The organism is Filobacillus milosensis (assembly GCF_004402015.1).
Taxonomy (GTDB): Bacteria; Bacillota; Bacilli; order Bacillales; family Alkalibacillaceae; genus Filobacillus; species Filobacillus milosensis.
This window is the reverse complement of sequence record NZ_SOPW01000012.1, coordinates 1-13,750: the sequence shown is the minus strand read 5'-3', so window position 1 is coordinate 13,750 and position 13,750 is coordinate 1. Positions and strand designations below refer to the sequence as shown.

Genomic DNA, 13,750 nt, shown 5'->3' with positions numbered 1-13,750 from the left:
TGAGTTATTAATGGAGTTACATGGCGTAATAATGGAGTTATGCCTTCGATTAATGGAGTTTGTTTGTATATTAATGTAGTTGCCATATCTATTAATGAAGTTACATTACATTTTATTAGAATTTTAGCTGCTTAGAGGTTTAACAAGTGGGTTTCAAGAGTGAAAAGAACTGCCGCATTAATAAAAAACAAACCAGCCATGATTTAATAATCACAACTGGTTATAAAAAGGTTCTAATCCACATTAAACTCAAACGAACCTGCACTAGTACTTACATCAACACGGTAAGTCCCATCCCCGACAATTCCTCGTATTCGATTATGTGAATTCTCTTGATAACTGTCTAACGGAAAATCAATTTTACCACTACCAGCACTTGCTGAATAGTCTAATGTCAAGTCTGTTGGCTTTTCAGACGTATTAATTATTACTTCTCCTGCTGACGTATCGACGTTGATATGCTGTGCAAGTTGCTCAAGATTAACTTCAACTCTCCCTGCACTTGTATCAATATCTAAATCACCAGTAATACCATCAACAATGACTTCTCCTGCTGACGTATCAATCGATGTTTGTTCAGTTTCAGCAGAAGCTAATTCCACTTTTCCAGCACTCGTATCTATTTCTAAATCCTTAACTTTTAGATCCTGTAAATCTAATTTCCCAGCTGAAACATCTACCTCAAAAGATTGAAATTCTTGATCAGGTAAAAAAATGTCAATTTTCGCTTCTGTACCAAAGTTAAATATAAAAAAGGAAGGGCTAAATTTTTTTTCAACCTGAAGTTCATCACCATTTTTCTCGACTTTAAATTGATTTTGATAAATTTTGTTAAACTTCCCATAATATTCGACTGTAATATTTGATTCTTCAGTACGCATAACATTAACCTCTGCACTGCTTATATCCACTTCAATATGTTTAATCTCATCACCATTAAAAGTTTTACTATCTTCAACCGTCTCTGTTTGACCCATGAATGTTTCTTTTAAGGATTCCCCACTGACCGAAACTGTAATAGCCAACCCAATAAAACTAACTACCAATACAATCGCTGCAATAATCGCAATTTTTTTCACGCTAATACCCCCTCACCAATTTAATGTTGAAATTAATGTACATACGAATAATTCGATAAATCCATTTTCCAATCCATAAAAGAGCTAAAAAAACCAATACACCAGCAGAAATACCCATACCAAGTGTAAAGAGACTAGCGATTACACTTCCTACATCATTAACTAGTGAATGATACAAAAATACAAATGGACTAAAAATAAAAGTAAATACAACGCTATAAAGGCTTATATAAGCACCTATAATTGCAACAACTGGAGCTAATACAAAAATACAATTAACGAAAATTAATACTATGGCTAAAACAATCATACGCGCATAATCTGTATTGGATTTTTTAGGTTGTTGTTCGGCATCTGGAAGTTCTTCCAGCATATTTTCTGCTACTTCATTAGGCAAACCCAATTCATTAATAATTTCAAGCTCTGTTTTTCCATCTCGCATCCCATTATCAAAGTGCTCACGATAATCGTATAAAATTTCATCTCTTTCCTCTTTTGTTAAAGGAGAAAGTAATTGTTTTAATTCTTTTAAATACTGTTCCTTATTCATCCTTCAAAGCCTCCTTGATTAATTCATTCACATTTACCGAAAACATTTCCCATTCCTTAATCAAAAAGTCCATATATGACTTTCCTTTGTCTGTTAATTGGTAATATTTGCGTGGCGGTCCTTCTTTTGATTCAGCTAAATAAGTCGTACAGTACTCCTCTTTTGTTAAACGCCTTAACAAAGGGTAAAGTGAACCTTCTGCCAAATCAATGTTTTTTGAAATGTTCTGTGCCAACTCATAACCATATTGATCTTTTTTATAAATTAGAACCAAAACACAAAGTTCTAAGATGCCTTTTTTAAATTGGGTGTTCATAACTATACCTCTTTTCTCGGTACTGAATATAATTCAATAGTGATAACTATAATTTACCACGTAGTACTGAATAATGCAAGGTAGTAAATTATATTTATTTATAGATATAAAAATGACTCATGTATAAATTAGGTCATTTGAAACATCTTAATAGTTGTACCACTGTTTTAAAGGAGGATAACAACCATGGATCAACAACAAAATCCAAATAGTCAGATGAAAAATTCTAACCAAATGCCAGCTCAGCAAAGCCACTCAGCACATGAATTATATGACGTAAAAGAAGTCGTTGGTGGCATAATTGGAGCAATGGAACACTATAAGTTGTATGAACAAGGAATCCAAGACCAACAACTAAAAGATATTTTAAACAAACAACATCAATATATGACGCAACTATATAACACAGTTGTAGATGCTTTCCAAACAGGACAGCGCCCTCCCCAGCCTACGACAACTTATAACATGGAGTTAAGTAACGATGTCACATACGGTCTTACTCCAGGACAGCCTAAGCAACCAAAAATGAACCCTGAAGAATTAAATGATGAATGTTATTCTAGCTTCATGCTTGGGCATTTAAAAGCCGCTGCATCAGGTTGTACAATGGCTGCATTAGAAGCGACTAACCCAGTTGTTCGTCGTGTGCTTCAAGATAGTGTGCCAAATATTTGTGAAATGGCATATGAAATTTTCCTTTATCAAAATGATAATGGTTATTATCAAGTGGCACAATTTGATCAACAGACACAAAACCAATTATTAAACTCTTTTACTCACACGCAGCAACAAGCGCACTAATAAAAAGGTACTTGAGCATCGCGCTCAAGTACCTTTTAAAATATTTATTGTAAGCCTACTACTTTTAACCCTTTAGACTCTAGATAGTCCAATATCTCGGGCAAGGCTTCTAAAGTATATTGATTTTCATGAAGAATATAAATTCCTCCAGAAGGGTTAACATTTTTAAAATATTCTACAATATCATTTTTACTATTGGCTTCCCAATCTCTTGGGTCGCGGTTCCACATGACTGTTTTTAAGTTTTGGTGTTTCAATACTTCTACCACTTCAGAATCTGCTGCACCATATGGCGGGCGGAATAATTCTACTTGTTTTCCTACAAGCCCTTCAAGGCCAGTTATAGATTCCAAAATATCATTTTTTAATAAGCTCGGCGTTAAATTATTTAAATTAGCGTGTTGATGAGAATGGCTTCCAACCACTTGTCCTTCATCTTCCGTATAAGAAACATATTCAGGATACTTTTCTATTTGCGTTCCGACAAAGAAAAACGTACCAGCTACTCCATGCTGTGATAATACATCGACAATTTCTTTTGTGAAATATGATGGACCATCATCAAAGGTTAAAGCCACATACCCTTCAGGTAAGCCATAGAATAAATCCTGTTTGACTTCATACATAGGAAATTCTTTTTCACTTTGAATAACCTGAACACCTTGAACACTTGCTTCTTCCTGAGCCTTCTTACCAATACTCACATCTTTTTCAGACAAATTTACACTAGAACTGACTAAATATTTATCTTCATTAAATTCCGATGTCTCTGACTCTGTAGCAAAGAAATGCTCATTAGAAAAAGCTAATACTAACGCTAAAGCTGCTGCGGCCATTAAACCTTTTTGAAAAACTTTCACAAAAGAAACGGACCCCAACCAGCGTGCTGATTCATCTTGATCTATAAGGTCAAGTTCGTTAATTGAAGGTGATTGATTTAGGCTAGGACTTTCCTTGTACGAATCCGATTCAGATTGCTCTTTATCAAAAATAATGTCCTCGTCGACTTGTTCTTCAGCTTGATCCTCTTTTAAAGAAGTAGAGTTATTCTGTTCTACGACATCTTCTTTTTTATTCGAAGTCGTTTCAGTTTGCTTTACAACATCATCAACTTTAAAAGAAGCAAACCCTTTAGCTTTGTTCGTCTCGCCCTGTTTTTCTTTCTTGTTGGTTTCCTTAGCTTTTTTAGCTTGAGCCATATTTTCTGGCAACTCAATAAAAGAAAGCTCTTCTATTTGCTTAAAAGTACTAGCTTCCTTAATTTGATTAAGTTTATGAGTGTATAACTCCGAACAATTAAAATCTAACTTGCGCTGTTCATACCCTTTTACAGCTGTCAAAGTGCTAGAAAAACTATCCGTAAACGGATTCCGTTTCGACATAAATGATAGGCGCGTCAACGATCCATTTAGTTGGTTATACACTTGATTTAAAGACTTATAAGTCAATGTATCAAGCTTCAACCAGAATAACTTCTCCTCTTGATTAATTGAAATACGAATTTTAGCATGTCCATTATTCAATTCGATTAGTTCTATTAACTTAAAAGTATATGACATATCTTAGCCTCATTTCTCAACAAGAAGCTCTATATATAAATAATGAAGCCGGCAAAGCGACTTCATCATCCAAAATTATTTGTTTTCCGGCTCGAAGGTTTTGACAGACTGCTTTTCTTTGTCTTCGTGCTCTGTCTCATTCGCTTTCGTTTCTAAATCATCATCTAAATCATAAGCTTGGAATGATGAACTCATGCGATTATTGAAGTCCTTGAACATACCAAGTAAGTATGAATTTTCCTCGCGAATCTTGTAATATTTCTTTTGTAAGTTTTCATTCTTAGCTTCGAGTTCACGAATTTTATCTTCAAGTTTTTGAACGTTAGACATTGATTCAATTTGATAACGTTCATAAGTTTCATTCAACTTAGCATAACGCTCTTCTTCGATATTGATATTATTTTTAAGCTCTTCAATTTCTCGAGTTAAGCGCATTTGCATATCTTGATAATCTTCCATCAATTGGTCGTACTTCATATTGCGATTTGCGATTTGATCTTCTAAACGACCAATTTCAGTATCTTTATCAGAAACCGTTTGTTCTAATTGTGCCTTTTCTTGCGTTAACTTATTCACATAATCATCACTGTGCTTTAAACGATCTCTCACATCGTCTAAATTTTGCTTGACTAAATCACGGTCGCTCATCATTTGATCAACCGCTACTAATAAGTCTAACGCAATTTTATCTTTTTTTCGGTAGTCTTTCGGTTCAGGTGTTGGCTCAAAATTAGAAGGTGAGACATCCTGTTGTTGTTCCTGCTTCTGTTTAGGTTCATCATCGTTTTTATCACGATCAAACAGCTTAGCAGCTTGGAACTGTTGATAACTCTCCTTTTTCTTCTCCTCTTCTACAACAGCATGTCCTGTTGCAAAAGCTGGCTCTTCCCTTTTCACCGAAAAACTATCCCATACATTTTTGAAAAATTGACGAATATCCATATACTCACTCCATGTGAATCATTGAACTCTTAAATAAAACGAAACATTTGTAACACGAACGTAAAATATACTACTTTAAAAGTACCATTAAATCACAAATTCCGCAATAAATTTCGACACTTTTCTGAATTATTTTCTCTGTCCTTAATTTAATTTTTAACTAATTCTTTTAACTCTTTAATTTCTGTCCTTAAATGTGAGATTTCCTGTTTTAGCTCTTCTTCACCATTGTCTTGGCCCAGTTCCATTTTTTCAACTTTTTCAAAATTGTTCACTATAACTCCCACGAATAGATTAAGGACAACAAATGAACCCGCTAATATAAATGTTACAAAATAAATCCAAGAATACGGCGCTTCTTCCATTACAGGTCGCATAACTCCACTCGCCCATGACTCAAGTGTGATCATTTGGAATAATGTGAGGGCTGTATGTTGAATTGTACCGAAATATTCAGTGCTAACCTCACTATATAAAACCGTTCCGATAACACTAAATATATAAAACACGATTCCTAATAACAACATAATTGTACCAAGAGAAGGGAGTGTCATTAATAATGCATTTACCAACTTTCGTAACGATGGAACAACTGAAATGGTGCGAAATAACCTCAGTACACGTAAAATACGTAAGACCGTGACAAATGATGACCCCACAAATATGTAACTGAATGCCACGATTAAAAAGTCAAACACATTCCAACCGTCTCTAAAAAATTTACTTGATGGTTCTGAAGCAATTAATTTAAGTCCGATCTCAATAGTAAATATGGCTAGAATGATTATATCTAATACATTTAATATACTTCCATATTGATTATAAATGCTTGGGTATGTTTCCATCCCTATTAAAACCGCATTGGCCAAAATTAATAGAATGATAAAATTCTGAAATGCTTTTTTCTCAACAATGAATTGACTCCAAGATTGCATAAATAAACTCTCCTTCTTTAAAACACCTAACATAAATTATACTTTTTTCTAAACAACTGTTTCAATAGAATTCGACGTTAAGTCGTGATAAAATAGTTACAAATTAATTCAAAACGTAAAGCCCGGGAGACATTAGATTCTCTCGGGCTTCCTATATATGAGGTGTTCTAATGCAAAAAGCTTGGTTACAAGTAGTTATTGGTGCTTTTTTCGAAGTCATTTGGGTTATTGGCTTAAAGCACGCAGGTAGTTTAATTGAATGGAGCACAACCGTTATAGCCATATTTATTAGCTTTTATTTGTTGATTATAGCTGGCGAGAGAATCCCTGTCGGTACGGCTTACGCTGTCTTTGTAGGACTCGGTACAGCTGGTACTGTGCTATCAGATATTCTCTTTTTTGATGACCCTTTTAATGTAATAAAAATTTTACTTATTGCCTTACTTTTATTTGGTGTGATTGGGCTAAAATTAGTAACTGACGAGCGAGGTGTTGAATAATGTATTGGTTCTCGCTGATCTTAGCCGGGTTGTTTGAAATGACTGGCGTATTATCTATTAACTATGTTCATCAAAAAAAGAATTGGCAATCAATTCTACTTTTAATAGTTGCGTTTTCTTTAAGCTTTATATTTTTAGCCATAGCAATGGAAAAACTTCCAATGAGCACAGCTTATGCGATTTGGACTGGTATTGGAGCGGCTGGAAGTGCGGTTGTAGGAATTCTATGGTTTAATGAACGTACATCACTTCTTAGAATTTTATTCATCCTCATGATTATTTCATCAACGATTGGTTTAAAAATAATCACTTAGGATGCAGGATTATAACCTTTCTAATCGAACCTAATATGTTAGTAGAGGATTAAGGAGATGACAATGTGCAACACCAACAAAGAGAACATTTCGCAAAACTCTATATGTACTTCACTACAATCATTGGATGGAGTATAATTTTTGGTTCATTTTATTTTGTTGACATAAATCCCAGCTCCTCTTTAATTTTAGTTCTATTTATTCTGTTTATAGGAATTACTGAGTATTATCCATTTCCTGTTTGGAAAGGTTTCACAACCATTAATTTCCCATTAATTTTTGTAATGGTTCTAATTTATGAATTGCCAACTGCAATGATTGTTTATAGTTTGACTGTCTTCTCTGTCAACCTCTTACACGAGCGACCAGCTCGATCCATCTTTTTCAATCCTGCACAGCTTGCAATAAGTCTATTTCTTACTCATGAGTTGATTACAGAGTTACTATCATTAAACGAAATTACATTTAGTACAAGTGTTTGGACTGGTACATTAACATTTTTGACGTTTCTTATCACCTTTTACATTATTAATAATTTAATGGTAGATTTGGTTTTGATTTTAAGACCCCAACCTTATACTTTTAAACATTGGAAAAACAAACTAGTGTCCGAATCAAGTAGCGCTCTATTTTCAATATTGTACGGATTATTATTTTATATAATAGGAAATCAAAATCGGGGAAACATTGATGCGGTCGCTTATTTTTTCTTTTTCTCTCCATTAGTTGCTTTGTCTATCATTGGAGCGAGTTTTGTACGATTAAACACGGAAAAAAATCGACTTAAAAAAATGTTTAAGCTAACCAGGAACCTAAACACCTATATGATAAAAGAAAATGGTTTTCCACATTCCATGAATGAATTAAAGAGATTTATAAATTGTGACGAAATTTGCTTAATAACCCTAGAGGATGGTGTTTGGGAAATCGTATTCCCAGATTTGAAAAATGATTTAGATAATAATGCTTTGCAACTTCTACATGAAATATCGTCCATTACTAGTTTTGAAAACCGAAAAAATGAAGGTAGCGGACCTTTGTCCCAAATCTTTTCCAAAGATATGAGGTCTTACATCTATGCACCACTTCGTCTTGATGAAGAAACTCTAGGCTTCATAGTTCTAGCTAAATCTAGACATAATAGTTTTATAGAAGAAGAAAAAAATATAATAGCTACTTTAGCTAACCAACTAGCCGCCACTTTAAAAACTCGGATTTTAGTACACGAACAACAAGAAAACCATTTATTAGAAGAAAGAAACCGAATTGCCAGAAACATTCACGATGGAATTGCACAGAATCTAGCTGCAGCAGTCTTACAACTTGAATCTGCCAAACGATACTTAGGTCAGAAGCCTAAAGACAGTGAGCATTATATAAATCAGTGTATTGAGAATTTGCGCTCCAGTTTATGGGAAGTTCGTAACTCAATCTATACTTTACGACCTCCAAAACATAATCAAACAGGACTCATCCCTGCCATTCATAAGCGACTTAGTGAATTTAATCAACACACTAATTTACCTATCGATTTTCAGTTAAAAGGTAAACCTTACCCTGTTAGTTCTATGGTAGAGCGAACAGTTTTTGATATTTTTCAGGAAAGTGTTAGAAATAGCATTAAACATAGTGAAGCCTCACAAATTATCATAAAATTAACTTATGATCAGAAACAGATTCATTTGAATATTTTTGACGATGGAAAAGGATTCTCGCTATTTCATGAAATGATTAAAGTAGAAAAGGAGCCACATTTTGGTATCTTACAAATGAATGAAATCGCTGAAAAGATTAATGCCTCACTTGATATTAACAGTAAACCCGGGGAGGGTACTACTATTCATTTATCCATCCCACAACTTGAAGCGAAGGGTGATGAAGATGATTAATGTTTATTTAATTGATGACCACACTGTTCTTAGAGATGGGTTAAAGAATATCCTTAATATGGAGAAAGACATAAATGTCATTGGTGGTTCTTCATCAGAATTTGATGCTAAAACTGGCACACAAAAATATCAACCTGACATTATCTTGCTTGATATCAATATGCCGAATAAAAATGGTTTACAACTATTAGATGAGATTAAGGTCGTATCACCTGAAACCAAAGTTTTGATTCTTACGATGTTCAGTCAAGAAGATTATTTTTATCAAGCCATCGAATTAGGTGCAGAAGGCTATTTGCTTAAAGATGCACCAACGAACCAAGTTATCGAGGCTATTTATGCTATTGATCGTGGTGAATCCTACATCCACCCTATGATGACTAAAAAACTCTTAGATTTACATCAAAGAAAGAACGAAAAACCGCACGCAAATGAATTAACTAGTAGAGAAAAAGAAGTGCTTCAACTAGTTGTTGAAGGGTTATCTAATAAAGAAATTGCTGAAAGTTTATTTATCTCTGAAACTACTGTAAAAATTCATGTCAGTCATATTTTCAAAAAAATGAAAGTTAAAAGTCGTTCTCAACTCATCATACATGCTGTGAAAAATAGATTAGTTAGCATTCCGCCAACATTAGATTCGTTAGATTAACAATCATCTGCATTAGATGGTTGTTTTTTTATGCTCTTTAATAATACTAAAGTATTATTTTTTATAGATAAAAGTATTAGAATCTTTAGACCGATGCATAATATCTTTAATTTTTCAGAAAATATATACTTTTCTATAAAGAGGAGGATTGTTGATGAAAAAAATACTTTCAACAGCAACAATATTAGTTTTACTACTTTCTTTAGGTTTTCAAAATGTCAGCCAAATATCTGCCTCACAAGAAAGTAAGTTAGGCCCTCATTTGCAAGAGATTCTTCAAGAAACCGAGGCAAGCTTACAGGTCATAGTTAGTTTTCATGAAACTACCTACAAAGAACGCGAAAGTTTGCTAGAAGAATATCTATTTAGCAATGGCATTATATTCCACGAATTTCCTTTAGCAGGGCTCATAGCTACACCAGAACAAATTGAGTCATTAAATGAAGATGATCAAGTTCGATCAATTGTATATAACAAGACTTTGGAATATGAAAATACAGAAGCTACTGAATTTACAGGCGTGAACGATGTAAGAACAGATTCGAACTTACAAGAATATAACAATGGCCTTCCTATTACAGGAAAAGGGGTCGGTGTTGTCATCAACGATAGTGGTGTAGATGGAACGCACGCTGATCTTGAATATGACTCTCACCTAGTTCAGAATGTTCTGGGAGCTACGAACCTTAACGCTGTATCAGAACTTCTGCCTGTTACCTATATAGAAGATGTTCCTGCAACCGATAATAACTCGGGACATGGTACACATGTTGCTGGAATTGTCGGGGCGACTGGAGAGAAATCAGGCGGTAAACATGAAGGTGTTGCACCTGGAGCCGATTTAATCGGTTATGGTTCAGGAGCTGGGGTTGCCATTTTGGACATCTTAGGTGCTTTTGAGTATGCCCTAGTTAATCAACACGATTATAACATCCGGGTGATTACTAACTCTTGGGGTGATACAAGTGATGCTGGAACACCATTTGATCCAGACCACCCAGTTAATGTTGCAACAAAAGCATTATATGATCGTGGTATTCTAACGGTCTTTTCAGCAGGGAATTCAGGCCCAGAGGAAGGAACAATTTCCGGTAATTACAAAAAAGCTCCATGGGTTGTCACCGTTGCAGCTGGTACTAAAACTGGCGAATTAACCGATTTCTCATCTAGGGGAATAGAAAATCAAGGCGGAACTGTCATTGTGGATGGTGAAACTTGGAATTGGCAAGATCAACCGACGGTCACGGCTCCTGGGTATAAGATTATTTCAACAAGAGTTATTTCACCGTTACCTTTACTAGCAACTGCTGATGACCTTGAGCTCATTGATCCTGCTTATGTCCCTTATTACACAACAATGAGTGGGACATCAATGGCTGCACCACATGTCGCAGGAATTGCTGCATTATTATTTGAAACAGACCCAACACTTACACCATTAGAAGTAAAAGAAATACTGATGAATACAGCTACACCTATGGATGACTACGAGACATTCGAGGTTGGAGCAGGCTATGTCAATGCTTATGAAGCTGTAAAAAAAGCGTCTAAATAAATTTATATACATTTAGAAAGGGGTAACTTATGAAACATAAAAAACTTATTAGTTTATTGACGATTTTTGTAATGGTCATGGCTTTATTTTTACCTTTATCTCCTCAAACATCACAGGCAGGCTCGTTAGCTCATTTAGGAGACAGCTTAGAGGCGAAACTTTCAACCGTTGATGATGGAGAGTTAGTTGAAGTTGTAATTACTTACAAACAGGACGGACCAGTTACAACCAGTCAGAAGTCTTTCTTAGAAGGGTTAGGCATTGATACTGGATTATACATGGAATCCTTACCGATTGCGGGGGTTCTAGCTACTAAAAGTCATATAGAGAAGCTACAACAAAACGAAGAAGTACTATCCATTTTCTTAAATAAAGAATTAGAATATTACAATGCTGAATCCAATGACATAACAGGCGTTAGCCGATTACAAACTGATACTAAATTCCATAAAGAAAACAATGGTTTACCGTTTACAGGAAAAGGAATCGGAGTCGTCGTCAATGATAGTGGTGTCGATGGGCTTCATAAAGATCTTGAATACGGATCACACCTTGTTGAAAACGTCCTAGCCACTACAAACTTAAATGCACTGGAACCAGAGTTATTACCAATAACTTATCAAGAAGGTATCGTTAATACGGATACCAACTCCGGACACGGAACGCACGTTGCAGGTACAGTTGGTGGAACAGGTGCTCACTCAGGAGGGAAATATGCAGGGGTCGCCCCTGGAGCTGATTTAGTCGGATACGGTTCAGGTGCTGCACTATTTATCCTAGATGCAATTGGTGGATTTGATTACGCAGTCACTCATCAATCTGAATTTAATATTCGCGTTATAACGAACTCTTGGGGGTCTTCAGGTGATTTCGATCCATTAAACCCAGTCAATGTAGCAAGTAAAAAAGCATATGAGCGTGGTATCACAGTACTTTTTGCTGCAGGAAATGATGGACCAGGCGAAAATACACATAACCCATATGCTAAAGCGCCATGGGTCATCTCTGTTGGAGCAGGTGAAAAGGATGGTACGTTAGCTGATTTCTCTTCTCGTGGAACAAAAGGTGTTGGTGGCACTTTTGAAATGGATGGTCAAACTTGGACTTGGAAAGATGAACCAACAGTAGTCGCACCAGGTGTGGATATCATCTCTGCAAAAACCACTTCTCCATTAGCGGTATTAAGTGCTGAAACAGATGCTGAAATGATCGAAACAGCATATTTGCCTTATTACACGGTTATGAGTGGAACATCTATGGCGACGCCACATGTAGCAGGTATTACAGCATTAATGCTAGAAGCTGATCCTACTTTAACACCAGATGAAATAAAAGAAATTCTTAAGCAAACTGCAACGAACATGTCTGGCCATGAATCATGGGAAGTCGGTTCAGGCTACGTAAACGCTTATGCTGCTCTTGATCAAGTCGTGTTTAATAAGGCATATGGCCAGACAATAAATGCTAATCGGGAATTTAATAGTTCAGTAAATGTTAACGCAGAAACTGAAGCTTTCACAGTCGATTATAACCCGGTCACTTATGTATCAGATAACACACATACGTTTACAGTTGAAGAAGGTATGAATTCAATCAACGCTAAAGTTGATGCTGAAGGTGTAATAGGGGCAACAGGTAATCCTGTTAATCTTGTATTAGTTGATCCTAAAGGTAATGAATATAGCTCAGGTATTTCAGTATTATTTACATTATACTTTGACAGAACTGTCATAGTTAATAACCCAATGCCTGGTGAATGGGAAGCTAAACTCGTTGGACTAAGAGGTGCTGAAGAAAACCCTCAAGGTACTGCTTTACCTGAAGAAATACACGGTACAATCAAACAAACTAGTATTAGTGGATATTCAGGATTGAATGATATTGAAGGAGACCCAGCGGAAGATGCAATCAAGCTAGCTGTTAGTGAAAGATTAGTTGATGGTTATTCAAGTGGTAAGTATAAACCACAAAAACAATTAAATCGTGGTGAATTAGCCAAATACTTGTTAATGGGTGCGAATATAAGGCAGAATTTAAATCAATTAGATAAGGTTTCAGATTTGTCATCTGATTTACAGCCTTACGCATCCGCAGTAATTGCTCAAGGAGCTGCTTTACGTGACGACAAGCAACATCAAGATGGCGTTATGTTATTAGATAACGGTGCATTTAATGAAAACGGCTCAGTTAGTCGAGCTGAATTAGCCTACTCATTTGTTCAAGCGTTAGGATTAGGGGAAGATGCTAATGACTTTACAGGTGACGTAACCGTTCAGTATAAAGGTGAGCGAATTGTTTTAGATGACCAAGATGAAATTCCTGAACATTTAAAAGGTTATGTTCAACTTGCACTTGACTTAAATATTTTGAATGCCAACTTTGAAGTCAACCAAGGACCTTATGATTTGGAACCTGAAATCACTGCGACGTTCTCCCCCAAACAGAATGTCTCTCGTGGTGAATATGCTGTAGCCAGCACACGTTATCAAGCTGCTTCCTTTAAATAATTCCCCCAATATAAATCCAAGGTGAGTTCCTGAACTGACCCAGGGAAATGAGACAAGAAAAAACACCTATGCTGCCACGGTCCTGTATTCAACAGGGCTGTGGCAATTTAATTTTGAAAAAGGTCGTATATAATTGTAATAATACATGTAA

At 35.5% G+C, this 13,750-nt stretch carries 14 protein-coding genes; 7 read left to right on the top strand and 7 right to left on the bottom strand.

Annotated features, from left to right (window positions below; genetic code table 11):
- Nucleotides 1–233 precede the first annotated feature (233 nt).
- Genes E3U55_RS11335 through E3U55_RS11325 form a run of 3 tightly spaced genes read right to left on the bottom strand, consistent with a single transcriptional unit; the run spans nucleotide 234 to nucleotide 1,945 of the window.
- Nucleotides 234–1,079: a DUF4097 family beta strand repeat-containing protein gene (locus E3U55_RS11335; protein ID WP_134340567.1), complete on the bottom strand. Its 846-nt coding sequence runs from the start codon at nucleotides 1,077–1,079 to the stop codon at nucleotides 234–236.
- Between the two features lies 1 nt (nucleotide 1,080).
- Entirely contained in the window at nucleotides 1,081–1,629 is a 549-nt protein-coding gene (locus E3U55_RS11330) for a DUF1700 domain-containing protein (RefSeq protein WP_134340566.1), read from the bottom strand.
- Nucleotides 1,622–1,945, bottom strand: a complete 324-nt coding sequence (locus E3U55_RS11325; RefSeq protein WP_134340564.1) for a PadR family transcriptional regulator — start codon at nucleotides 1,943–1,945, stop codon at nucleotides 1,622–1,624. Before E3U55_RS11325 ends, E3U55_RS11330 begins: the two co-directional genes overlap by 8 nt.
- Nucleotides 1,946–2,131: 186 nt before the next feature.
- On the opposite strand from E3U55_RS11325, the gene E3U55_RS11320 reads away from it, so the two are divergent.
- The gene (locus E3U55_RS11320) at nucleotides 2,132–2,746 is read left to right on the top strand and encodes a spore coat protein (RefSeq protein ID WP_134340562.1); all 615 of its coding nucleotides are present in this window, start codon (nucleotides 2,132–2,134) and stop codon (nucleotides 2,744–2,746) included.
- Between the two features lie 44 nt (nucleotides 2,747–2,790).
- Here the strand turns inward: E3U55_RS11320 and E3U55_RS11315 are convergent, their stop codons facing one another.
- The 3 genes from E3U55_RS11315 to E3U55_RS11305 form a co-directional block, all read right to left on the bottom strand.
- Nucleotides 2,791–4,305: a polysaccharide deacetylase family protein gene (locus E3U55_RS11315; RefSeq protein ID WP_134340560.1), complete on the bottom strand. Its 1,515-nt coding sequence runs from the start codon at nucleotides 4,303–4,305 to the stop codon at nucleotides 2,791–2,793.
- Between the two features lie 75 nt (nucleotides 4,306–4,380).
- Nucleotides 4,381–5,247, bottom strand: coding sequence for a hypothetical protein (locus E3U55_RS11310; RefSeq protein WP_134340558.1), 867 nt, complete (start codon nucleotides 5,245–5,247; stop codon nucleotides 4,381–4,383).
- A 149-nt stretch (nucleotides 5,248–5,396) separates the two neighbouring features.
- Nucleotides 5,397–6,182, bottom strand: coding sequence for an ion transporter (locus tag E3U55_RS11305; RefSeq protein WP_134340557.1), 786 nt, complete (start codon nucleotides 6,180–6,182; stop codon nucleotides 5,397–5,399).
- 170 nt (nucleotides 6,183–6,352) lie between these two features.
- Between E3U55_RS11305 and E3U55_RS11300 the strand changes: the two genes are divergently transcribed.
- The 6 genes from E3U55_RS11300 to E3U55_RS11275 all read left to right on the top strand — a co-directional run bounded on the left by E3U55_RS11300 (nucleotide 6,353) and on the right by E3U55_RS11275 (nucleotide 13,599).
- Nucleotides 6,353–6,682: a DMT family transporter gene (locus E3U55_RS11300; protein WP_134340555.1), complete on the top strand. Its 330-nt coding sequence runs from the start codon at nucleotides 6,353–6,355 to the stop codon at nucleotides 6,680–6,682.
- Nucleotides 6,682–6,996 carry a DMT family transporter gene (locus E3U55_RS11295; protein ID WP_134340553.1) on the top strand — a complete coding sequence of 105 codons (315 nt, stop codon included), beginning with the start codon at nucleotides 6,682–6,684 and terminating at the stop codon, nucleotides 6,994–6,996. The genes E3U55_RS11300 and E3U55_RS11295 overlap by 1 nt, the downstream gene beginning before the upstream one ends.
- A gap of 65 nt (nucleotides 6,997–7,061) precedes the next feature.
- Nucleotides 7,062–8,885, top strand: coding sequence for a GAF domain-containing sensor histidine kinase (locus E3U55_RS11290; RefSeq protein WP_134340551.1), 1,824 nt, complete (start codon nucleotides 7,062–7,064; stop codon nucleotides 8,883–8,885).
- Nucleotides 8,878–9,537 carry a response regulator gene (locus E3U55_RS11285; protein WP_134340549.1) on the top strand — a complete coding sequence of 220 codons (660 nt, stop codon included), beginning with the start codon at nucleotides 8,878–8,880 and terminating at the stop codon, nucleotides 9,535–9,537. The genes E3U55_RS11290 and E3U55_RS11285 overlap by 8 nt, the downstream gene beginning before the upstream one ends.
- Nucleotides 9,538–9,691: 154 nt before the next feature.
- Nucleotides 9,692–11,092, top strand: a complete 1,401-nt coding sequence (locus E3U55_RS11280; protein WP_134340548.1) for a S8 family serine peptidase — start codon at nucleotides 9,692–9,694, stop codon at nucleotides 11,090–11,092.
- Between the two features lie 29 nt (nucleotides 11,093–11,121).
- Nucleotides 11,122–13,599 (top strand): S8 family serine peptidase, encoded by a 2,478-nt coding sequence (locus E3U55_RS11275; RefSeq protein ID WP_228547545.1) that lies wholly within the window; start codon nucleotides 11,122–11,124, stop codon nucleotides 13,597–13,599.
- Between the two features lie 66 nt (nucleotides 13,600–13,665).
- On the opposite strand, the gene E3U55_RS17985 is transcribed toward E3U55_RS11275, so the two are convergent.
- Nucleotides 13,666–13,746: a hypothetical protein gene (locus E3U55_RS17985; protein ID WP_407644108.1), complete on the bottom strand. Its 81-nt coding sequence runs from the start codon at nucleotides 13,744–13,746 to the stop codon at nucleotides 13,666–13,668.
- Nucleotides 13,747–13,750 lie beyond the last annotated feature (4 nt).